Genomic DNA, 21,497 nt, shown 5'->3' with positions numbered 1-21,497 from the left:
CGGGCGGGCGGGCCCGTAACGTGCGTTCGTGCGGCCTCGATGAGGCTTCATGAAGCGTCTTCTCGCCCTCACCGCGGCCGCCTTCATCTCCCTGCCCCTCACCCCCGCCGTCGCCCAGGACGGCCGGCCCGGCGCCCCCGGCGCGGGCGACCCGTACTTCCCCGATCAGGGGAACGGCGGCTACGACACCGGCCACTACGACCTCACCCTGGACTACGACCCGAACTCCAAGCGGCTGGCCGGCGTGGCACGCCTCACCGCCCGCGCCACGCAGTCATTGAGCCGCTTCAACCTGGACCTCGTCAGCACGCTGGCGGTCCGGTCCGTGACCGTGAACGGCACGGACGCCTCGTTCCGGCAGCGTGACACCGAACTGGTGGTCACCCCGCGCTCGCGGCTGTCCGCCGGTCGCGGCTTCTCCGTCGTGGTCCGGTACGACGGCAGGCCCACGCACGTCGTCGACCCGGACGGCTCCATGGACGGGTGGATCCGGACGAGCGACGGGGTCTACAACGCGAACGAGCCCCAGGGCGCGATGACCTGGTACCCCGGCAACCATCACATGACGGACAAGGCCACCTACCGGTTCACGGTGACCGTGCCGGACCCGGTCGTGGCGGTGGCCAACGGGGACCTGGTGGGGAAGGTGTCCAAGCGCGGGCGGACGACGTACGTGTGGGACGCGCGGGAGCCGATGGCGAGCTACCTGGCCACGGTGTCGATCGGGAAGTTCCACCTCTCCGACACCAAGGTCGGAAATTTCAGGGTGACCACCGCTGTGGACCCGCAGCTGGCCGACGGAGCGACCGGCTTCGCCGAGCGGCACCCCCCGCTTCTCGACTACTTCGCCTCGCTCTTCGGGCCGTACCCGTTCTCCTCCACCGGCGGGATCATCGACCAGGCGCCTGAGGTCGGCTACGCCCTGGAGACGCAGACCCGGCCCCTCTACCCCCGGGTGCCCAGCGAGTCGCTGCTCGCCCACGAGCTGGCGCACCAGTGGTTCGGGAACTCGGTGACGCCCACGCTGTGGCGCGACATCTGGCTCAACGAGGGCTTCGCCACCTACTCCGAGTGGCTCTGGCTCGACCAGAAGGGCACCCGTACGGTGCAGGAGGCGTTCGAGGCGGCCTACGCGCCGGCCGCCGACGACGAGTTCTGGCAGACCCCCACCGCCGACCCGGGCGGCCCGGCCAACCTCTTCCACGACCCCGTCTACGACCGCGGCGCGATGACGCTGCACGTGCTGCGGCGTGAGGTCGGCGACGCCACGTTCTTCGCGATCCTGCGGGCGTGGGCCACCGACTACAAATACGGCAACGCCGACACCGCCGCCTTCATCGCCCTGTCCGAGCGTGTGTCCGGCAGGCAGCTCGACGCCCTCTTCGACGCCTGGCTCTTCCAGCCGGGCAAGCCATCGTTGTGATCATTCTGGTACGGCGGGCACCGGCATTCCGGCGGCAAGCCGTACCAGACCTGGTTAAGCTCAACAGCCATGTCTGGTCGTCCCCTGAACGAAGTCGTCGAAGCCGGATGGGCCGCGGCGCTTGAGCCCGTCGCCGAGCCGATCGCCCAGATGGGCGAGTTCCTGCGCAAGGAAATCGCCGAAGGCAGGCAGTACCTGCCCGCGGGCGCGCACGTACTGCGCGCTTTCAACCAGCCCTTCGACGACGTCAAGGTGCTGATCGTGGGCCAGGACCCCTACCCCACGCCCGGGCACCCCGTCGGGCTGTCGTTCTCCGTGGCCCCGGACGTGCGTCCGCTGCCGGGCAGCCTGCTCAACATCTACAAGGAGATGGAGACCGACCTCGGCCTGCCCCGGCCCTCCAACGGCGACCTGACGCCGTGGGCCGAGCAGGGCGTGCTGCTGCTCAACAGGGTCCTCACGGTGATGCCCGGCAAGCCCGCCTCGCACCGGGGCAAGGGCTGGGAGCAGGTCACCGAGCAGGCCATCCGCGCCCTCGTGGCACGCAACAAGCCGATGGTGGCCATCCTGTGGGGCCGCGACGCCCGCAACCTGGCCCCGATGCTCGGCAGCGTGCCCCGCATCGAGTCCGCCCATCCCTCCCCTCTGTCGGCCCGCAGCGGTTTCTTCGGCTCCCGGCCGTTCAGCCGCGCCAACGAACTGCTCACCCAGCAAGGCGCCGCACCTGTCGAGTGGAAGCTGCCATAGCATCGTCGCCATGAGTGATGAACCTAAGTACCTGCGCCTCACGGTCGAGCTGACCGTCGAAGTGCTCGACGTTGACGCGCTGCAGGCGGCGGCGCTGGCTGAGATCAGGCACCCCGACGCCGATCTCACCGAGGAGGAGCGCACGGAGCAGGCCGAGCTGGTCGGCTCCGACGAGACCGGGGCCTCGGCCCTGCAGTGGCTCATCGAGCCGGACCACGTTCTGCAGCTCGTTGAGCACATCACCGAGATCGAGCCGCGTGAGGCCGTGCTCGGGGTGGAGCCCTCCGACGGGCCGAGCGAGGAAGAGGACGAGGAAGAGGCGCACGACCACGTGTGACCTGTGCTCTGAATACGGCGGCAGCCACGGCGTTCGGAGGCGTCGTGGCTTTTCGCGTCCAGAACGGTTCCCGCATGCAGGAGGCTCTTCCGGGCTGGCTAAGATCGTGAGTCTGGCGAGCCTGTAAGGGGGCCGAGTAGTGATCGTCGCATTCTCCATCACTCCGCTGGGCGTCGGCGAAGGGGTCGCCGAGCCGGTCGCCCGCGCCGTCAAGGTGGTCCGCGACAGCGGGCTGCCCAACCAGACGGATGCCATGTTCACCACGATCGAGGGTGAATGGGACGAGGTCATGGACGTGATCAAGCGCGCCGTGGAGGCGGTGGCCGAGGTCGCCCCCAGGGTGGGCCTGGTACTGAAGGCCGACCTCCGGGAGGGGGTCACGGACGGCATGACCTCCAAGGTGGAATCCCTGGAACACCACCTCTCCTGACGCACCCCAGGTCATCCCTGGGCTCCCTTTGCCGGCCGGCGGCCGTACTGACCCGCGTACGACCTCCACCCCGACATCGCCGCACCCCCACACGCGTCCGCCCGACGCTCCCGAACCCGACGCGTCCGCTGCTCAGAACGGCATGAGACGGCATGGTGCCCGGCCCGCCGCAGTCCGCGCGGTCGCGGGCGTCACCGCATCAGCGGCAAGGTCATCACGTAGCAGTCCGAAGGGGTTATGCCAGGGTGGGGGCAGCCGGCGTAGGCTCATCAATCGCCTGCTGGTGGGCGAGCATCCTGGGAGCGCTGAAACCCTGGTCTCGCGTTCCGAGGATGGGATCGGGGTTGAGGCCGCTATTCCTCAAGTTGAAGTCGCATGCGTCGAAGAAGCTTGCCACCGGTTCCCACTCTGGAAGGCTTTCCCGACCGCGGACGTTCAGCCGGCCTTGTGCCGTTTCCAGGGCCAGGCGCCCGCTGGTGATGCCCTCATCGAGGCGGGTGGTGGAGGCTCGTCCGGGCATGCAGCTGACCGAACCTGCGCTGGGAGCCTGACATGGGTGATGAGAAATGCGATCATGAACGCCATGACCCCCTCCCCTGATCAACGCACCAGGCAGGGGTCTGCCACAGGCTGCTGCGCTGTGATGTTCGTGCTGGCCTTTACCGGGTTCGGCGTCCTCGCCTGGAGCCTGTGGAAGCTGGAGTGGATGACCACGGACCTGGCGGCGGTGGGTGGCATCGCGGCCGTGGCTCTTCCCGCCGTCGGCGTCATGCTGGGGCGGGCCATCGCGGCGAGACGGCCGCATGCCGACCGAATCGCCGCGAGCTGGGCGGGAGCGGCGATAGGCGCCGGATGCCTGCTGATCGGGTCGGTCGGCTACATCTGGACTTCGATGATGGAGAACCTGTAGTACCTGCCGCGATTTATGCGCTCGCCATGAATGAGGGCAAGCGGCGCCGACGGCCCACCACCTGCTCCATGGGGCCCACGGGGTGAGGCGGAAGCCGAGCCCGTGGCAGGCAGATCGCCACATCGGGCAGCCCCTGGACGACGCTTCGGGCAGGCTCCCCGGGACCCCCTCGGCGCGTACGGGCGAGCTCGGCCTCAGCAAGCCCCCCTGACGTGTCCACCTCAACGCCTTGCCCTCGCATCGACGTACCAGGACGACCCAACCCGCGCCCCCCTCGATCATCACCCCACCCACCACGCACGCCTTCATAAGTCATCCATCCCCGAGACAATTCGAGATATGTCTTGACCCGACCTCCGGACACGACATATCGTGTCGCTCGATCACAACGCGATACTACGCGTTTCACGGAGGTGGAAGCAATGGAGCAAGAGCGAGTGCCCGTCCTGGTCGTGGGCGGTGGGTACGCAGGTCTGAGCGCGGCGACACTGCTGGCATGGCGTCAAATCCCCGTCATGCTGGTCGAACGCCACCCGAGCACCTCGATCCAGCCCAAGGCGTTCGGTGTCGGCCCGCGCGCGGTCGAGCTGCTGCGCCCCGTACCGGGCCTCGAAGAGGCGCTGGCCGACGTCTGGGCGGGCATCGGCGACAACATGCGCATCGCCATCGCCAAGTCACTGTCCGACCCGAACCCGCAGATGATCATAAACGACGAGGCCGAGGATGCGGCATTCCTGACCGAGCTCACGCCCGCAGCGACCATCGGCGCTCCTCAGGCCGAGATCGAGCGCGTGCTGCGGACGAAGGCCGAGGAGTTGGGCGCCGACCTGCGCTTCTCCACGGAACTGGTCAGCCTGCAGCAGGACGCGGACGGGGTGACGGCGGTGATCCGCGACGCTGGGGGCGAGGAGCGCGTCGTGCGAGCCGACTACGTGGTGGCCGCCGACGGCTACCGCAGCCCGTTGCGTACGCTGCTGGGCGTGCCCACCTCGGGCAAGGGCAGTCTGGGCGACATGTGCTCGATCATGTTCGACGCCGATCTGACCGGGATGGTGCGCGAGCGCGAGGTCACGCTCTGGTACCTGCAGAACGAGACCTTCAACGGCGCCCTCGTGAGCGGCACCGGTGTCGGAGCGCACGTGCTCGGGGTCAACTTCGACGTCTCCAAGGGCGAGAGCGAGGCCGACTTCACCGACGAGCGCTGCGTGGAGCTCGTCCGGATCGGGACCGGCCGGCCGGACCTGGACGTTCAGATCCTGGACAAGACGACGTTCTCCATGGCGCACGTGGTCGCCGACACGTACCGGGCGGGGCGGGTGTTCTTCGCCGGTGACGCCGCCCACACCATGCCGCCCACCGGCGGGCAGGGCGGCAGCACGGCGCTCCAGGACGGTTGCGACATCGCCTGGCGGCTGTGGCTGGTCCTCACGGGCCAGGCCGGTCCTGCCTTCCTGGACACGTACGACGCCGAACGCCGCCCGATCGGCACCCTGACAGCCGACGCCCAGCTCGCCAACCTCGGCGTACGCATGCCTCCCGCGGCCCGCGTCGGCTACCCGGAGCCCATCGAGGACCCGCTGGGCGCCCTACTCGGCACCCGCTACCACTCCACGGCCATTCTGGCCGAACCCGGCGACGACGGCTCGCTCCTCGAAGACCCACGCGTACCGAACGGCCGCCCCGGCAGCCGCGCTCCCCACGTGGTGTTCGACTGGGACGGGCAACGCATCTCCACCATCGACCTGTTCGGCTCCGGCTTCGTGCTGCTGGCCGACAAACAGGGCGGCCAGAGCTGGGTGGACGCCGGCCGCCTGGTCAAGGAGCGGCTCGGGGTGCAGCTCACGCGGCTGCTGGTGGGCGAGGAACTGCTGGACGTGGAGGGACGCTTCCAGGAGCGGTACGGCATCAGCAGGGGCGGTGCCGTCCTGGTTCGACCGGACGGATACGTGGCCTGGCGCGCCCAGCACCCGGCCTCCGACCCGACGACCACCCTGGAGACCGTCATGCGCCAACTCCTCAGCCGCTGACAAGCAACCGGGCCCGGCGCCCTCCACCTCCAGCACCGGGCCCGGTCCAAGCCCAGGACTGTGTGGGGCGTCACGGGCAAAGCGAGGTGGAACAACTCCGGCCTTCACGCCCCAACCCAGCAAAACAATTCAGGCCTTAACGCTCCAACCCAGCGCAATCCAGCTCAATGCACCGATCCCCCGCGCACCAGACGCCGCCACAATCCCAACCCCATTTCAGGCAACGCCATGGCCGAATCCAAACCGATCAGGCCAAACCAGCGATCCAAACAAGGATCCAAACCTGAACCGACCAAGGATGGCGGCTCCGGGGCGCGGGCCGGGCTACGCAAGAGCGACAGACCGTAGCCCCAGCAAGAGACGGCACCCCTGGCCAGGGCAGGAGGCCACAGGCCCGGGCCAGAGCGGAGAACGGCGGCCCCTAGCCAGGGCAAGGGACATCAAACCCTCACCAGGACAGGGGCCACGACAGGCCCCCGCCAGAACGGAACGAGGCAGCCCCAACCAGAGCAAGGGACATCAAGCCCCCACCAGGACAGGGGCCACGACAGGCCCCCGCCAGAACGGAACGAGGCAGCCCCAACCAGAGCAAGGGACATTAAGCCCCCACGAGGACAGGGAGACGGCAGGTCCGGCCAGAACGGGGAACGACGGCCCCTAGCCAGAGCAAGGGTGCAAGCCCCGGCCAGAGAGCAGGAGGCGGCGGCGGCAGGCCCTGACCAGAGCGAAAGGCGGTTAGCCCTCAATAGGGCGACGGCCCCGGCCCGGTGGTGGCCCCACGGCCAGTCCGGCTTGGCTTGCGTTGAAGCTACTCCTTTCCAGCAGCTACTTCTTCCATACGGAGGCCGGCCGCCAGGGGCCGAGGGGCACGGATCAATCGAGGAGCAACTTCTCGCGGCGGACACGAAGCTCATCGTGCAGCCGCTCCAACTCTTCGCAACGCTCCTCCAGCAGCTCCACCAACGCCTGAACTCCCCCAATCCCGTGATCACGCAACCCGTGGTCCCCTGCCTGACGGCCATCAGGCCCACAACCACCCGACCCGTGATCGCCCGCCTTGTAACCAACCGCCCCGTAACCGGCCGACTCGTAACTGGCCAGCCCGTGACCGGTCAGCGCGTAGCCGCCCGACTCATAACCGGTCGGCCTCTGACTGCCCGACTCATAACCGGTCGGCCTCTGACTGCCCGACTCATAACCAGCCGGCCTCTGACTGCCCGACTCGTAACCAGCCGGACCCTGACCGCCCGACTTGCAACCGGCCGGCCCGTAACCGCTTGACCCAGGGCCAACCGACTCAAGGTCGCCCGACCCAAGGTGGCCCGACCCAAGGTGGCCCGACCCAAGGTGGCCCGACCCAAGACCGCCGTCTCCGGGGCCAATCGACTCACGACGATCCGGACCAGGATCCACCGACCAACCACCGCCCGACCCGTGGCCATCAAACCCACGAGCGTCGGATCCCGAAGGGTCATGGCCACGATCGACGTTTCTGGAGTCGGCAGGGTCACGATCAGTCGGGGAGTCGGCAGGGTCACGATCAGTCGGACCGTGGTCGCCTCCGGCCGGTACACCGACAACCGGTTCACCCGCAGCCAGATCAACCAGCGGCAGACCGACCGCAGCCACATCACCCACGGCCAAGCCACGCGCAACCGAATCACGAGCGTCCAGATCACCCAGCGCCGGATCGATCGCAGCCACATCATCCACCGCCGAGTCACCCTCAGCCGGATCACCCGCAGTCGGATCAGCCGCAGCCAGATCGTGCGCTGCTGGACCGTGCGCTGCTGGACCGTGCGAAGCCACATCATCCACGGCCAAGCCACCAGTAGCCCTATCACCAGCGGCCGGAGCACCCACGCCCAGCTCGACTGCGGCCAGCCCATCCACGCCCGGATCTACTGCGGCCGGAGCGCTCACGCCTGGATCGACTGCGGTCGGAGCGTTCAGGGCCGGATCGGCTGCGGCTGGGTCTGCAGCGGCTGGATCGATCATCATTCCTAGGGCTTGGACCTCTCGGATGAAGGTGGCCTGTGCCGTCTGATCGCCTCGACGGCGGAGGGCCTCGTGGCCTGCTGCTCTGGCACGTTCCCTGGCGGGTAGTTCGACAGCCAGCTCAGCGAGCAAGCGTCCGATTTCCAGCAGTTTGGCGCCGCGTGGGTCCGCGGACTCGGTAAGCCGTTGTTCTTCTCGTGCCAGCAGTTCCTCGTAGAGCTCTCGCGCCGGACCTAGCTCGGCCTGCTCCCGCTTCACCGCCTCCAGCATGACGACGAGCGCGCCCAGCTTGGCCTCCTCGGCGGCCAGCGCCTCCAAATCCCGCACGCCGAGCGCGTCGCCCCGCGCTTCGACCGTCTGGCGTGCATTCTGCACCAAGTCGGCAAGACCTTGGCGGCGCTCGTCCAGTTCCTCCCAGCGACACGCGCGCTGACGTGCGGTTCGCAGATCTTCGTTGATCATCTCAAACGGGATCACCCCACTTGGACGCCGCCACTGCCCCGAACGGTTCAAGACGACCATGGACTTTTCTCATCAAAACGGGTCAGAACGGTTGAAGTCACCACTTGGCACGTCGCTCTGGGACGCGCAGTTCCTGGTCGTGCAAGCCGACGGTGTGTTGGGTTGTGGGTCGATTGCGACTCGGACTGAGGGTCAGGGTTGTGGCTTCGATTGTGGATCGGTTGTGGCTCGGACTGTGGGTCAGGATTGTGGCTCGGACTGCGGGTCGGGTTGTGGCTCGGGCTGCGCGTCGGGTTGTGGCTCGGGCTGCGGGTCGGGTTGTGGCTTGGATTGCGGGTCGGGTTGTGGCTTGGATTGCGGGTCGGGTTGTGGCTGGGGTGCATGGAGTTGTTCGTGCCGGTGCCGGGCATGCTCTGAGCCGGGGCCGTACGCGCCGGAACGGCATGGCTCAGGGCAGCACGACTCGTGGTGGGGTAAGTCGGGTGGTGGTGTCGTGGGTGGTCTCGTGCTGGGTTGGGGCTGGGGGGCTTGTTGTGGGGGCTTGGGTTAGGCGGCGAGGGCGGGGGCTGGGTCTAGGGGTGGGGAGTCGATCAAGGGGGTCAAGGTGGTGTGGCCGGCTTCCTGGGTGGCGCAGAGCCAGTCGTTGAGGGAACCGGTGAAGCCGGAAGGTGGGCCGACCTTGAGGCAGGTGATCTGGCCTGTGCCTGGTGGGGGGCCGACCTTCAGGCGGCGGATGCTGCCGGTGCGGCCCAGCTCGCCGAGGGCCGCGTCGTACGGGGTCAGCTGTACGCCGAAGGGAAGGCCGCCATCGAGCTGGCCTGCGGGGTGGATCTGGAGGAAATCGTCGATCTGGCGGCTGGTGGCTGCAGGATGGGTGGTGACGTAGGCCAGGTGGTCGGTGGTCAGGCGGTGGGCCACCGTGCGCAGGAGGTTGGTCGCGCACAGGTTGTGGGCGCACGCGGCGCCGTCGAGGGTGATCTCCGGGAGGGCGAAGCGGTGGAGACCACGCGAAGTCACGCGGAGGCAGTCGCACACGTCGGTGTCGGCCGGGTCCCACGGCGGGCAGGTCGCGGCGTCGTGCACCTGGACGTCCCAGCTCAGCCAGTCGTCCTTGAGGTGGAAATCTGTAGGCTCGCCGGCGCATCTGCCGCAGGTCAGGATGGAGGAGCCGGTCAGCGGGTCGATCAGCAGGCCGTCGCATTGGCGGGCCAGTGCCCTGGCCGTGGCTCGCGCCGCCTGGATCGTGGCGGGGAGCTTGTGCGGGGGTGCCGTGGTGGACACCACGATATGTTCGCTCGTGCGGCGCAGGCGGCGTCTTTCCTCGTCGGCGAAGGTGAGGCCGGTGGGTCTCCATGGGGTCGGGTGATGGGTGACGGTCAGGGCTCCCGTGGCCAGCGCGCTCGTCGCCGCCCTTCTGAAGGGGCCGCCGACGCGCCAGGGCACGAACGACTCGATGTCGAATGTCAGGTGCTCCATCGCCACGATGAACTGGGATGTCAGCGTGCCGGGCAGCGGGAGAACGATCTTCATTGGTGCCTCCGGGGGGCGGGTCGAACTGCGTGAGGCACTCAGGATGGGGGGTGGGGTCGGGGGTGTGTGGGGTGGAGCGCGGTTCTGTGGATAACGAGGGACAGCCATGCGCACCCCTGTGGACAACTCGTTTTAGGTAGGGGCCGGCCGGCCGGGCGGGCTATGGGTGCAGCGCAGCCCGGCGTCGATTAAGGGGGCGGGCGGTTGAAGGGCTGCGCGTCGGTTCGATGCCAGGTGTTCGGGCAGGCCGCTGATGCGGGTTCCGGGCGTGCGGGTTTCGGGGGGTCGGTTCCGGGGGGTCGGTTCCGGGGGCGCCGGTTCAGGGGTGGGGGTCGGTTCGGCCGCTGCGGGGCTGGTCAGGGGCTGGCGGGCCGCTGGTGCGGGTCCCGTGGATGGGCGTCGCCTCGGCCGCTGCAGGGCCGGTCCGGGCTGACCAGGAGCTGATGGGGGCTGGTCAAGGGCTGGTCAAGGGCTGACCGGTTGCGGATGGTATCTGGTCGTTCGGTGGGGCGTCGATTGAGCGGCTGGGCGTCCGTTGAGGGCGGGTGCTCGTGGTTCAGGTGGTAGTGGTTCAGGTGGTGGTCGGACTTTGGCGGAGGACGTGAGCAAGACGTCGAGGACGTGAGCAGGGCGGCGAGGGCGTGATCAGGGGTCGAAGGGCGGTGGTGTGGTGGGTTACTGGGGGGTGGGTCGGCTGATGGTCATGGACTGGGCGGGGAGGTGGAGGCCGGTCTGGGTTGGGGTCGGGGGCTCGTCCGAGGACAGCAGTACGGTTCCGGCCGCGACCGGCACCAGCGCCGGTTCCTCGGCGAAGTTCACGGTCACCGCCAGCTCCCCCCGCCACATCACCAGCCACTTCCCCTGCGGATCCACCTCCACCCGGACCCGGTCCAGCCGCGGGTCGGACAGCTCGGGCAGCGCCTTGCGCAGCGCGATCAGGTCGCGGTACCAGCACAGCAGCGACCAGTGCGCCTCCTCCTTCAGCTCGTCCCAGTCCAGTTTGGAGCGCAGGAACGTCTCCTCCTCCGACGGATCCGGCGCGTCCCACGTGTACCCGAACCCGTCGAACTCCCGCTCCCTGCGCACCGCCTCGCTCTCCCGCAGTTCGGGCTCGACGTGGTCGGAGAAGAACAGGAACGGTGTGCGCGCCCCCCACTCCTCCCCCATGAAGAGCATCGGGGTGAACGGCGAGGTCAGCAGCAGGCCCGCGCCCAGCTTGAGTGCCGGGATCGGCAGCCGGTCGCCCTGGGGGCGGTTGCCGATCTGGTCGTGGTTCTGCAGGCAGGCGACCAGCCGATGGCCGGGTACGCCCGTGAACGGCCGCCCGTGCGTACGGCCGCGGAAGCTCGAATAGGACCCGTCGTGGAACACTCCGGACGTCAGCACCTTGGCCAGCGCCGCAAGCCCGGCGAAGTCCGGGTAGTAGCCGTGCGACTCCCCCGTCACCGCGCAGTGCAGTGCATGGTGTACGTCGTCGTTCCACTGCGCCGTCATCCCCAGTCCGCCCGCCTCCAGAGGGCGCACCATGCGCGGATCGTTCAGGTCGGACTCGGCGATCAGCGACAGCGGCCGGCCGACGGAGCACGCCAGCGCGTCGACCTCCTCCGACAGCTCGGCCAGCAGGTGCCGGGAGCGCCGGTCGTGCAGCGCGTGCACGGCGTCCAGGCGCAGCCCGTCGAGGTGGTAGTCGCGCAACCACTGGACGGCGTTGCCGATGAAGTATCGCCGCACCTCGTCAGAGCCGGGCCCGTCCAGATTGACCGCATCGCCCCAATAGCTCCCCTTAAAGTCGGAAAAATAGGGGCCGAACGGCCGCAGGAAGTTCCCCGACGGACCGAGATGGTTGTAGACGACGTCCAGGATGACCCCGATCCCGGCCCGATGGCAGGCGTCCACGAACGACTTGAGCCCGTCAGGCCCCCCGTACGTCTCGTTCACGGCATACAGGTCCACCCCGTCATACCCCCAGTTACGCCCCCCGGGCACGGGAGCGACCGGCATGACCTCCACGAGGTCCACGCACAGCTCCACCAGATGCGGCAGCCGCTCGATCGCCGCCTCGAACGTCCCCTCCGCCGTGAACGTCCCCACGTGCAGCTCGTAGATCACCGCCCCCCGCAGGTCACGCCCCCGCCAGTCGTGATCGGACCAGGTGAACCGGGCGTGCTCGTACACGGCGCTCGGCCCGAAGATCCCCTCGGGCTGACGCCGCGAGCGCGGATCGGGATAGGGCCCGTCCCCGTCCACCAGGAACGCGTACCTGGTGCCGTGCCCGGCCCCGGCCACCTCGGCCGACCACCAGCCCCCCGCCCCCGCCGACATGGGACGACGCCCGCCCAGGACGTCCAGTTCGACAGCCGTGGCCCTCGGTGCCCAGACCTCAAAGATCATGTCTCTCCAGCAGTGCGACCGGATACTGACCGAGTAGGTGAGCGAGCGGGATCCGCCCGGTGTGGGAATTGCCGGTGAGCAGGTCGCGCCAGGTCCCGGCGGGCAGGGTCAAGGTCGTGGCGCCCCATCCCGTGGCGGCCAGGCGTACCGGGAGGCGGGTGGCGACGGCGACGGCGAGCGGCCGGCCGCGGGCGTCTCCGCCGCGGGTGAAGGCGATCACGTGCTCCGCCGCCGTCCCCTCCGCCTCCAGAGGCGCGTACGGCGCCGCGCCCCCGAGCCGCCGCCGCAGCCGCAGCGCCTGGGTCGTCACCAGCAGCTTGGCCGCGTCCCACGAGGTCTCGGGCTTGCGCGGGTAGGTGATGGGCCGCCGGTTGTCCGGATCGACCAGCGAGAAGTCGGTCGTCTCGTTGCCCTGGTACACATCGGGCACCCCCGGCATCATCAGCTGGACCAGTTTGGCCCCGAGCGAGTTGGACATGGCGAACGGCTCGATCCGCTCGGCGAACTCGCCGACCGGCTGCCGGACCGCCGCCGCGGCGAAGTCCCGCAGCCGCTGCTCATAGGACGGATCCGGATTTATCCAGGAAATCGCGGTCTTGGCCTCGCGAGCCGCCTTGAGCAGGTAGTCCGTGAACCGCTCGACGGAGATGGGCCAGGCCGCCATGAGGTTCTGCCAGGCCAGGTAGTCCAGCAGCGGATCGAACCGCACGGCCGACGACCACTCCGCCACCGCCGCGCCCCACTCCCCGGGCAGCTCCGACAACACCGACAACCTTGCCCGTACGTCCTCGGACCGCTTGGTGTCGTGCGTGGACAACGTCGTCATCGTATAGGGCGACATCTCGGCGCAGAAGTCGTGGAAGTCCTCCACCGACACCCCGAACCGGTCCGGCTCCCCGCCCACCTCGTTGAGGCAGGCCAGCGGATACCACCGGTAGAGCGCCGTGTCCTCGACCCCCTTGGCCATGACCGGCCCGCACGCCTGCTGGAACCGGACGATCGCCTCGGCGGAGCCGTACAGGACCTCGCGGACGAGCGGTCGCACGGCGGGCGAGCAGGCGTCGGCGGCCAGCTCCACGATCTCCACCGACTCGGGCGGCGGCGGCTCCCCCGGCACCACGTACGCGCGATAGACCGGCATCGCGGCGAGCAGCTCGCGCACGGCGGCCGGGTCGCAGGAGGCGGCCCGGGCCAGCCGGTCCACCTCGGCGCCGAAGAACAGGTCGAGCACCTCCTGCTTGGCCTGCGCCATCACGGGCCGGTATGCGGAAGGCTGCCCCGTCATATCCGCAAATATCTTGATGAGTGGCGCCTGCCCGGCCGGATCGACGAAGAGCCCGTTGACCCGGTTCAGCACCTCGTAACCGGTGGTCCCGTCGCAGGCCCAGTCGTCGGGCAGCCGCTCGGGCCCGATGAGGATCTTCTCCACCACCGTCCACGCGCCGCCCGCCCGGTCGCGCAGCCGTTCGAGGTAGCCCCGGGGATCGGCCAGCCCGTCGGGATGGTCGACGCGCAACCCGTCGACCAGCCCCTCGTCCAGCAGCCAGAAGATCACCTCGTGCGTGGCGAACAACACGGCCGGGTCCTCCACCCGCAGCCCTATTAACGACGCCACGTCGAAGAAGCGCCGGTATCCGGGCCCCGCACGCCAGCCGACCAGCCGGTAGTGCCCGGGATAGGGGTAGGCGTGCTCGTGGTAACGCAGCACCTCGCCGTCCACCACGAGCCCGTCGGGAACCGGCCCGGCGTCGCCGTCCACCGCCGACGCGACGTCGTCGCCCAGCACGGGCAGCGCCACTTTCCCGTCGTTCCAGTCGATGTCGAACCAGTTCGCGTACGGCGAGGCCGGCCCGTCCCGCAACACCGACCAGAACTGCGCGTTGACCGTGTTCATGTGGTTGGGCACGATGTCCACCACCACGCCCAGATCATGGGCGGCCAGCTGCTGGGCCATCTCCCTGAACCCGCTCGCCCCGCCGAACTCCTCCCTGATCCTGGAGTGGTCGGTGACGTCGTAGCCGTGCCGCGACTCGGGCGTGGCCTGCAGGATCGGCGACAGGTAGACGTGGCTCACGCCGAGATCGCGCAGATAACCGGCGATCTCGGCCACCTGGGCGAAACCGAAGTCGGGGGTGAGCTGCACCCGGTAGGTGGAGGTGGGCCTAGACACGGCGTAGCACCCGTACGCTGCGTCCCGGCACCGCGACGGCCTCCCCCGCCCGGCACATCCGGGCGTCGAGCCTGATCGGCATGGCCGTGTCGATCTCGGTGTGCCACATCTCGCCGTAGTCCTTGGGGATCGTGAACTTGATCGTGTCGTGGTGGGCGTTGAACAGCAGCAGGAACGAGTCGTCCCGGATCGTCCGGCCACGCCGGTCCGGCTCGGTGATGGCGTCGCCGTTGAGGAAGACGGCCAGCGACTTCGCGTATCCGACGTGCCAGTCGCTGTCGGTCATCTCCTCCCCGGAGGGGGTCAGCCAGGCGATGTCGTTCAGCCCGCGTACGTGCTTGCCGTAGAAGAACCTCCTGCGCCGGAAGACGGGATGCTTCTTGCGCAGCGCGGCCAGGCTCTGGGTGAACTCCAGCAGCAGCCAGTTCTCCCGCACGTCCGACCAGTCCACCCAGGTCAGCTCGTTGTCCTGGCAGTAGCCGTTGTTGTTGCCGCGCTGGGTGCGCCCGAGCTCGTCGCCGTGCGAGAGCATCGGCACGCCCTGCGACAGGAAGAGCGTGGTGAGGAAGTTGCGTTTCTGCTGCTCACGCAGCGACTCGACGTCGATCCCCGCGGGGCCCTCCTCGCCGCAGTTCCACGAGCGGTTGTCGTCGGTGCCGTCGCGGTTGCCCTCCTTGTTCGCCTCGTTGTGCTTGGAGTTGTACGAGACGAGATCCTGGAGGGTGAAGCCGTCGTGGCAGGTCACGAAGTTGATCGAGGCGGCCGGGCGGCGGCTGTCGTCCTGGTAGAGGTCGCTCGACCCGGTGAACCTGGACCCGAACTCGGGCAGGGTCGCCGCCTGCCCCCGCCACAGGTCCCTGATCGTGTCGCGGTAGCGCCCGTTCCACTCCGTCCACCGCGACGGGAAGTTCCCGACCTGGTAGCCGCCCGGACCCACGTCCCACGGCTCGGCGATCAGCTTGACCTGCGACAGCACCGGGTCCTGCTGCACCAGGTCGAAGAACGCGCTCAGCCGGTCGACCTCGTGCAGCTCCCGCGCCAGCGTCGAGGCCAGGTCGAACCTGAACCCGTCCACGTGCATCTCGATCACCCAGTAACGCAGCGAGTCCATGATCATTTGCAGCACGTGCGGGGACCGCATGAGCAGGCTGTTGCCGGTGCCCGTGGTGTCCACGTAGTAACGTCTGTCCCCCTCGACCAGCCGGTAGTAGTCGGGGTTGTCGATCCCCCGGAACCCCAGCGTCGGCCCGAGGTGGTTGCCCTCGGCGGTGTGGTTGTAGACGACGTCCAGGATGACCTCGATGCCGGCCTCGTGCAGCCCCCTGACCATGGCCTTGAACTCCAGCACCTGGCCCCCGCGCTGCCCCTGGCTGGAGTAGCGGTTGTGCGGCGCGAAGAACCCGATGGAGTTGTAGCCCCAGTAGTTGGCCAGCCCGCGCTGCTCCAGGATGTGGTCGGTGACGAACTGGTGCACCGGCATCAGCTCGATCGCCGTCACGCCCAGCTTGGTGAGGTGGTCGAGGATCTCGGGGTGGTGCAGGGCCGCATATGTGCCGCGCAGGTGCTTGGGGATCTTGGGATGGCTGGTCGTCAGCCCCCGCACGTGCGCCTCGTAGATCACGGTGTCGTGGTACGGCGTCGCGGGCGGCCGGTCGTGCCCCCAGCCGAAGAACGGGTTGATCACGATCGAGCGCGGCACGTAGGGGGCCGAGTCGAGGTCGTTACGGGTGTCGGGCTGGCCGAACCGGTATCCGTACACCGCCTCGTGCCACTTCACGCCGCCCTCGATGGCCATCGCGTACGGGTCGAGCAGCAGCTTGGCCGGGTTGCAGCGCAGCCCGCGGGCCGGGTCGTAGGGCCCGTGCACCCGGTATCCGTAACGCTGGCCAGGCCCGATCCCCGGCAGGTAGCCGTGCCAGATGAACCCGTCCACCTCCGTCAGCGACACCCGGGACTCGGTGTTGTCCTCGTCGAAGAGGCACAGCTCGACCGCGTCCGCGACCTCGGTGTAGAGCGAGAAGTTGGTGCCCGCGCCGTCGTAGGTGGCCCCCAGGGGATAGGGATCTCCCGGCCAGATCTCGATCATCGAGGCTCCCTTGCGGTCTCTCCCCATGTTCCGTTCCCCCGCTCTGCCGAACAAGACCGAGCCCGACTGCCCTGTTCTTTCCCACGCACACCGGATCATTACTCCGTTCGAGCTCAAAGGGGGGTGAGCCGCCTCCAACGGCGCGGTATCGGAGGCGGCCCACGTCCACAGCATGCACCCGGATCGTTTGCCTCCGCCTCTCCGGGCTACATGCGGTTGGCATGAGCGGTTTCAAACAGTTCTTACTGCGCGGCAACATCGTCGAGCTGGCGGTGGCGGTCATCGTCGGCGCCACGTTCAGCGGTCTGGTGCAGGCGCTGGTCACCGACCTGGTCACGCCGCTGATCGGCGCCGTCACCGGCGGCCGGCAGCCGGACTTCGCCAACTACTCCTTCACCGTGAACGGCAGCAGGTTCCGGTACGGAGACTTCCTCAACCACCTGCTCGGCTTCCTGACCATCTCGGCGATCGTCTACTGGCTGATCATGGCCCCCATGGCCCGGCTGGTCAGCCTGCTCGACCGCCACAAGGCCGCGACCACCAAGCAGTGCCCCGAATGCCTCAGCGACATCCCCGCCGAGGCGCGGCGCTGCGCGCACTGCACGGTCGAGCTGGTGCCGAATTCCGAGAAGCCCGCGTGAGTTTGCCCGGTTATGCCGCGACGCGGGTTTCCTGCTCTTGGACCAGTGGCGCGCGGGCAGGGTGCGGGTCCGACAAGATGGACCGATGAGCGTTGAGTTGATGGTCTGGGACGAGCCGGTTCCGATCGGCAGGGACCAGGCACGCGCGACCTACCTGGCGGTCAGGAGGACCCGTCCGGTGAGCGGCGGTGACGTGCCCGAGGTCGCCAAGGAGCTGCCGGGGGAGGTCACGCTCTATCCGGGGCACGTGCTGGTGTCGATGGACCTGGACACCATGGACGAGACCTCCGCCCAGGTGTTCACCATCGCGCGGGCGCACGGGCTGGTCTGCTACGACCCTCAGCGCGACCTGGTGCACAACGTGGCGCCGCTGGGCGTCTACGAGGGCATGCAGCTCCACACCGGCGACGGCATGATCGTCCACGACCCCGACCTCGGCCTGGTCAACGACGTGCTGGCCACGCTGTCGCCGCAGAACCCGTTCGTGGCGCTGGTGAACTTCGGCCGCCACTTCCTCCAGGTCTCGCCGGGCTACGAGCTGGAGTACAAGGAGAACACGCTCATCCGGGCCATGGTGCCGGAGCTGGCCGAGGTGCAGCGGGCCTTCAGCGAGTACGCCACCGGCGACCGCTCGTTTCTGGCCCGCCACACCTGGGCTCAGACCACCTGACGGTAGAGGTCGGGGTCCACGTTGCCCCCGGACAGCACGACCACCGTGCGGCCGGCGGGGACACGCCCGGACAGCAGGGCCGCCGTGGCGACGGCCCCGGTCGGCTCGGCCACCAGCCGGGCCGACCGGGCCAGGTGTCCCATGGCGGCCTTGATCTCGTCCTCGGACACGGTCACGATGCCGTCGAGCCGCGCGCTGAGGTGCGCGAAGGTCAGCTCGGACAGCGGCGTCCGCACCCCGTCGGCGATGGTGCGGAAGGTCCTGGCCGGCTCCCACACCACACGCCGGCCGGCGGCCAGGCCCTCGGCGGCGTCGGCGGCCAGCTCGGGCTCCACTCCGATCACTTGCACGCCCGGGGCGAGGGCCTTGATGGCCGAGGAGACCCCGGAGGCCAGGCCGCCCCCGCCCACCGGCACCAGCACCACCTCGGCGTCGGGCAGGTCGGCGAGGATCTCCAGCCCGACCGTGCCCTGACCGGCGATCACCGCGGGGTGGTCGTAGGGTGGCACCAGGGTCAGCTCCCGCTCGGCCGCCAGCTTCTCGGCCACGACCTCGCGCTCCTCGGGCGGCACGACCACGAGCTCGGCCCCGCGCGACTCGATCGCCCTGGCCTTGATCTGCGGGGTGCCCTCGGGCACGACGACCACGCACGGCACGCCGAACTTCCCGGCCGCGTAGGCGAGGGCCTGCCCGTGGTTGCCGGAGGAGTGGGTGACCACCCCGCCGGGCCGCAGCGAGGCCACCGCGTTGTAGGCACCCCTGAGCTTGAAGGATCCGACCGGCTGCAAACTCTCCGGCTTCACCCAGGCCTCGCCCATGCGGACGAGAGGGGTGCGCACCACGACCTGCTTGATCCGCTCGGCGGCGGCCCGGATGTCATCGAGGGTAACCAGCTCCATGCGGTCAACCCTAGTGTGGGGCCATGAGAACCCTGTACCCGCCGATCGAGCCCCACGACTCGGGCCTGCTGGACGTCGGCGACGGCAACGAGATCTACTGGGAGGTCTGCGGCAATCCGACCGGCAAGCCCGCGGTCATGCTGCACGGCGGCCCGGGAGGCGGGTGCAGCGCCAAGCACCGCCGCCAGTGGGACCCCGAGCGCTACCGGATCGTCCTGTTCGACCAGCGCAACTGCGGCCGCAGCCGCCCGCACGCCGGTGACCCCGCCACGGATCTGAGCGCCAACACCACCTGGCACCTCGTACGCGACATGGAGCGGCTCAGGGAGCACCTGGGCATCGACCGGTGGCAGGTGTTCGGCGGGTCGTGGGGCAGCGCGCTGGCGCTCGCGTACGCGCAGTCCCACCCCGACCGCACGACCGAGCTGGTGCTGCGCGGCATCTTCACCCTGCGGCCCCAGGAGCTGCGCTGGTTCTACCAGGACGGCGCCGGCCACCTGTTCCCCGACCTGTGGGAGAGGTACGTGGCCCCCATCCCCGCCGCGGAGCGCGAGGACCTGGTGGCGGCCTTCCGCGAGCGGCTGGAGGGCGCGGACCCGGTGGCCCGGCTGGCGGCGGCCAAGGCGTGGGCCCAGTGGGAGGCCGCCACGATCTCGCTGCTGCCCGACCCCCAGCGCGTCGCCGAGTTCGGCGAGGACAAGCTGGCCCTCTGCTTCGCCAGGATCGAGAACCACTACTTCCACCACGCCGGCTGGTTCGAGCCCGGCCAGCTCATCAGGGACGTCGACAAGATCAGGCACATCCCGGCCGTGATCGTGCAGGGCCGCTACGACGCCTGCACGCCCATGGCCACCGCCTGGGACCTGCACCAGGCGTGGCCCGAGGCGGACTTCCAGGTGGTCGACGACGCCGGGCACGCCTTCACCGAGCCGGGCATCCTGCACCGGCTCATCGAGGCGACGGACCGCTTCGCGCGAGCCGTACGGCAGGAGTGACGGCCCCCACCGCGAGCAGCGTGAACAGCGGGGCGAGCACCACCCCGAGCAGGAACCCCGCGGCCACGTCGTGCGGATAGTGCACGCCCACGAACACCCGCGAGAACGCCATCAGCGCCGCCAGCGGCAGCACCACCCAGGCCAGGGCGCGCCAGGCCAGGACGAGCGCGCCCGCCGCCCCCGCCGCGATCACCGAGTGGTTGCTGGGGAAGGACCAGTCGTCCGGCGGCGGGCAGGCGGCGATCGTCTCGACCCCGCCTCGGCACGGCCGCTCCTGCCTGACGAAGGTCTTGAGGGCCTCGCTCACGAGGTAGGCGAGCACCACCCCGGCCGGACCCGCGATCACCAGCGCCAGGTCACGCGCCGGAGCCCGCCAGGCTCGCAGCGCGGCCACCGCGAACAGCGCCGCGAACACGAATAACCCGGCGTCCGTGCCGACCTCGGCGAAGGTGTGCAGCCACCCGGGCGTGGCGTTGGCGAAGCCGACGATGTCCTGGTACACGTGTGTCCATTCCGTGAATGATCAATGGACACAACCTAACGAACAAAGATCGTCAACCGCCGCCCCTACCCGGCGAAAAGTCGGGAAAAGCGTGGTCTCAGGTCAGGAGGCGGGCGGCCAGGGCGGCCTGCTTGCTCTCCAGCTCGGCCTTGGTGATCAGCCCTCGGTCGAACGCCTCGGTAGTGGCGTCGCGCTCGGCCACGTAATAGGCGGCCATGATCTCACTGCGGAGCGGCGTGAACCCGCGCTCCACGCAGTCGGAGAAAATGGTCACCTTCTCCTCCACGGTCTCCGAGGACACCGTGCACGCGAGATCCCGCTCTCTGAGTTGCTGAACCGCTTCACGAAGCGAGACCGGACCCAGGGCTCCATTGAAGCGGGTGTCAAGAGTGATCTTCACCTTTTTTGCGCCTCCGTATGTTTGCAACGTTCCCGATAAAGCCGCGTATTCCCAGTTCAGATCGGGTAAGAGGGCAGTCGTGATCGGAGAGCACGTGATCGTCGGCTACACCACCGACCCGGGCGGGCGGGACGCGCTCGCCCTGGGCGCCGCGATCACCCGGGTCACCGGTGGCGAGCTGACCGTGGCGACGATCTACCCGCCGGGCAGCCCCGGGCTGGCGGTCGAGGCACAGGCCAACCTGGCGCACGCGGCGGAGGAGCTGGGCGCGACCGCGGCCGAGTACATGGCGTTCGAGAGCCGCGGCACGGGCCGCGGGTTGTCGGTGCTGGCCAGCAGGATCAGGGCCGACCTGATCGTGGCCGGCTCCGCGGCGGGCGGGCCGCCCGGCCGCATCGCCATCGGCGCCACCTCCGACCACCTGCTGCACCGCTCGGCCGAGGCGGTCATGCTGGCGCCCGCCCGCTATGTCCCGCCCGAGGCCCCCGCCCGCCTCACGCTGGCCTACGTGCACCGGCCGCAGTGCGACGAGGCGGTCGAACGGGTGGCGCAGGCGGCGCTGCGGCTCGGCGTGCCGCTGCGGCTGGTCACCTTCGACCTGCGCACCGAGGACCAGGGCAGGCTCCGCGACGACCTCGCCCTGGCCGTGCGCCTGGCCTGGGAGAGCACCGGGATGGAGGCGGAGTCGGAGGTGGCCGAGGGGCACTCCGTGGCCGCCGCCATGGAGGACGTCGAGTGGTTGCCCGGCGAGTTGCTGGTGTGCGCCGCCAGCGAGGACGCGCAACCGCACCGGGTCTTTCTCGGCGAGCTGGCCATGAAGGTCCTACGGGCCTCCTCGTGTCCGGTCACCGTGCTGCCCAGGGGCTTCTCCTGAACCGC

The 21,497-nt window shown here is 69.2% G+C and carries 19 protein-coding genes; 11 read left to right on the top strand and 8 right to left on the bottom strand.

Annotated elements, in window-relative coordinates; translation table 11 throughout:
• The first annotated feature begins 49 nt into the window (after positions 1-49).
• From BLS95_RS24445 to BLS95_RS24420, 6 genes are all read left to right on the top strand, one after another.
• Positions 50-1,423: a M1 family metallopeptidase gene (locus BLS95_RS24445; RefSeq protein WP_090935467.1), complete on the top strand. Its 1,374-nt coding sequence runs from the start codon at positions 50-52 to the stop codon at positions 1,421-1,423.
• 69 nt (positions 1,424-1,492) lie between these two features.
• Positions 1,493-2,170, top strand: a complete 678-nt coding sequence (locus BLS95_RS24440) for a uracil-DNA glycosylase (RefSeq protein WP_090935465.1) — start codon at positions 1,493-1,495, stop codon at positions 2,168-2,170.
• A 10-nt stretch (positions 2,171-2,180) separates the two neighbouring features.
• A complete protein-coding gene (locus BLS95_RS24435) occupies positions 2,181-2,507 on the top strand; it encodes a hypothetical protein (protein ID WP_090935462.1) in 327 nt (108 codons plus the stop codon).
• A 139-nt stretch (positions 2,508-2,646) separates the two neighbouring features.
• A complete protein-coding gene (locus BLS95_RS24430; RefSeq protein ID WP_090935459.1) occupies positions 2,647-2,937 on the top strand; it encodes an MTH1187 family thiamine-binding protein in 291 nt (96 codons plus the stop codon).
• A gap of 640 nt (positions 2,938-3,577) precedes the next feature.
• The gene (locus BLS95_RS24425; RefSeq protein ID WP_143043859.1) at positions 3,578-3,847 is read left to right on the top strand and encodes a hypothetical protein; all 270 of its coding nucleotides are present in this window, start codon (positions 3,578-3,580) and stop codon (positions 3,845-3,847) included.
• 422 nt (positions 3,848-4,269) lie between these two features.
• Complete coding sequence (locus BLS95_RS24420; protein ID WP_090935453.1) at positions 4,270-5,874, top strand: FAD-dependent monooxygenase; 1,605 nt, start codon at positions 4,270-4,272, stop codon at positions 5,872-5,874.
• 873 nt (positions 5,875-6,747) lie between these two features.
• Here BLS95_RS24420 and BLS95_RS55835 read toward each other — a convergent pair.
• Positions 6,748-8,334, bottom strand: a complete 1,587-nt coding sequence (locus BLS95_RS55835; protein WP_176993364.1) for a coiled-coil domain-containing protein — start codon at positions 8,332-8,334, stop codon at positions 6,748-6,750.
• A 246-nt stretch (positions 8,335-8,580) separates the two neighbouring features.
• Here BLS95_RS55835 and BLS95_RS58065 point away from each other — a divergent pair, with 246 nt between their 5' ends.
• A complete protein-coding gene (locus tag BLS95_RS58065; protein ID WP_245765241.1) occupies positions 8,581-8,751 on the top strand; it encodes a hypothetical protein in 171 nt (56 codons plus the stop codon).
• Positions 8,752-8,880: 129 nt separating this feature from the next.
• Here BLS95_RS58065 and BLS95_RS24405 read toward each other — a convergent pair whose 3' ends face one another.
• The 4 genes from BLS95_RS24405 to glgX all read right to left on the bottom strand — a co-directional run bounded on the left by BLS95_RS24405 (position 8,881) and on the right by glgX (position 16,511).
• Positions 8,881-9,864, bottom strand: coding sequence for a hypothetical protein (locus BLS95_RS24405; RefSeq protein ID WP_090935444.1), 984 nt, complete (start codon positions 9,862-9,864; stop codon positions 8,881-8,883).
• Positions 9,865-10,539: 675 nt separating this feature from the next.
• A complete protein-coding gene (treZ, locus tag BLS95_RS24400) occupies positions 10,540-12,255 on the bottom strand; it encodes a malto-oligosyltrehalose trehalohydrolase (RefSeq protein WP_090935441.1) in 1,716 nt (571 codons plus the stop codon).
• Positions 12,245-14,425, bottom strand: a complete 2,181-nt coding sequence (gene treY / locus BLS95_RS24395; protein ID WP_090935438.1) for a malto-oligosyltrehalose synthase — start codon at positions 14,423-14,425, stop codon at positions 12,245-12,247. The genes treZ and treY overlap by 11 nt, the downstream gene beginning before the upstream one ends.
• Positions 14,418-16,511 (bottom strand): glycogen debranching protein GlgX, encoded by a 2,094-nt coding sequence (gene glgX, locus BLS95_RS24390; protein WP_090935435.1) that lies wholly within the window; start codon positions 16,509-16,511, stop codon positions 14,418-14,420. Before glgX ends, treY begins: the two co-directional genes overlap by 8 nt.
• A gap of 221 nt (positions 16,512-16,732) precedes the next feature.
• Between glgX and mscL the strand changes: the two genes are divergently transcribed.
• Positions 16,733-17,152 carry a large conductance mechanosensitive channel protein MscL gene (gene mscL / locus BLS95_RS24385; RefSeq protein ID WP_090935432.1) on the top strand — a complete coding sequence of 140 codons (420 nt, stop codon included), beginning with the start codon at positions 16,733-16,735 and terminating at the stop codon, positions 17,150-17,152.
• Between the two features lie 85 nt (positions 17,153-17,237).
• Positions 17,238-17,822: a hypothetical protein gene (locus tag BLS95_RS24380; RefSeq protein ID WP_245765240.1), complete on the top strand. Its 585-nt coding sequence runs from the start codon at positions 17,238-17,240 to the stop codon at positions 17,820-17,822.
• On the opposite strand, the gene BLS95_RS24375 is transcribed toward BLS95_RS24380, so the two are convergent.
• Positions 17,810-18,721 (bottom strand): threonine ammonia-lyase, encoded by a 912-nt coding sequence (locus BLS95_RS24375; protein ID WP_090935427.1) that lies wholly within the window; start codon positions 18,719-18,721, stop codon positions 17,810-17,812. The two genes, BLS95_RS24380 and BLS95_RS24375, sit on opposite strands and share 13 nt — an antisense overlap.
• Before the next feature lie 23 nt (positions 18,722-18,744).
• Here BLS95_RS24375 and pip point away from each other — a divergent pair, with 23 nt between their 5' ends.
• Positions 18,745-19,716: a prolyl aminopeptidase gene (pip, locus tag BLS95_RS24370; RefSeq protein WP_090935424.1), complete on the top strand. Its 972-nt coding sequence runs from the start codon at positions 18,745-18,747 to the stop codon at positions 19,714-19,716.
• Here pip and BLS95_RS24365 read toward each other — a convergent pair.
• Together BLS95_RS24365 and BLS95_RS55830 are read right to left on the bottom strand one after the other, a co-directional pair.
• Complete coding sequence (locus tag BLS95_RS24365; RefSeq protein WP_090935421.1) at positions 19,670-20,218, bottom strand: phosphatase PAP2 family protein; 549 nt, start codon at positions 20,216-20,218, stop codon at positions 19,670-19,672. The two genes, pip and BLS95_RS24365, sit on opposite strands and share 47 nt — an antisense overlap.
• Before the next feature lie 97 nt (positions 20,219-20,315).
• A complete protein-coding gene (locus BLS95_RS55830; protein WP_176993363.1) occupies positions 20,316-20,492 on the bottom strand; it encodes a hypothetical protein in 177 nt (58 codons plus the stop codon).
• 205 nt (positions 20,493-20,697) lie between these two features.
• On the opposite strand from BLS95_RS55830, the gene BLS95_RS24355 reads away from it, so the two are divergent.
• Complete coding sequence (locus BLS95_RS24355; RefSeq protein ID WP_245765239.1) at positions 20,698-21,492, top strand: universal stress protein; 795 nt, start codon at positions 20,698-20,700, stop codon at positions 21,490-21,492.
• The last annotated feature ends 5 nt before the right edge of the window (positions 21,493-21,497 follow it).

Origin of the sequence: Nonomuraea jiangxiensis, assembly GCF_900099965.1 — a bacterium.
GTDB lineage: Bacteria > Actinomycetota > Actinomycetes > Streptosporangiales > Streptosporangiaceae > Nonomuraea > Nonomuraea jiangxiensis.
Note: the sequence above shows the minus strand (reverse complement) of the source record. Positions and strands in the feature narration are given on the sequence as shown.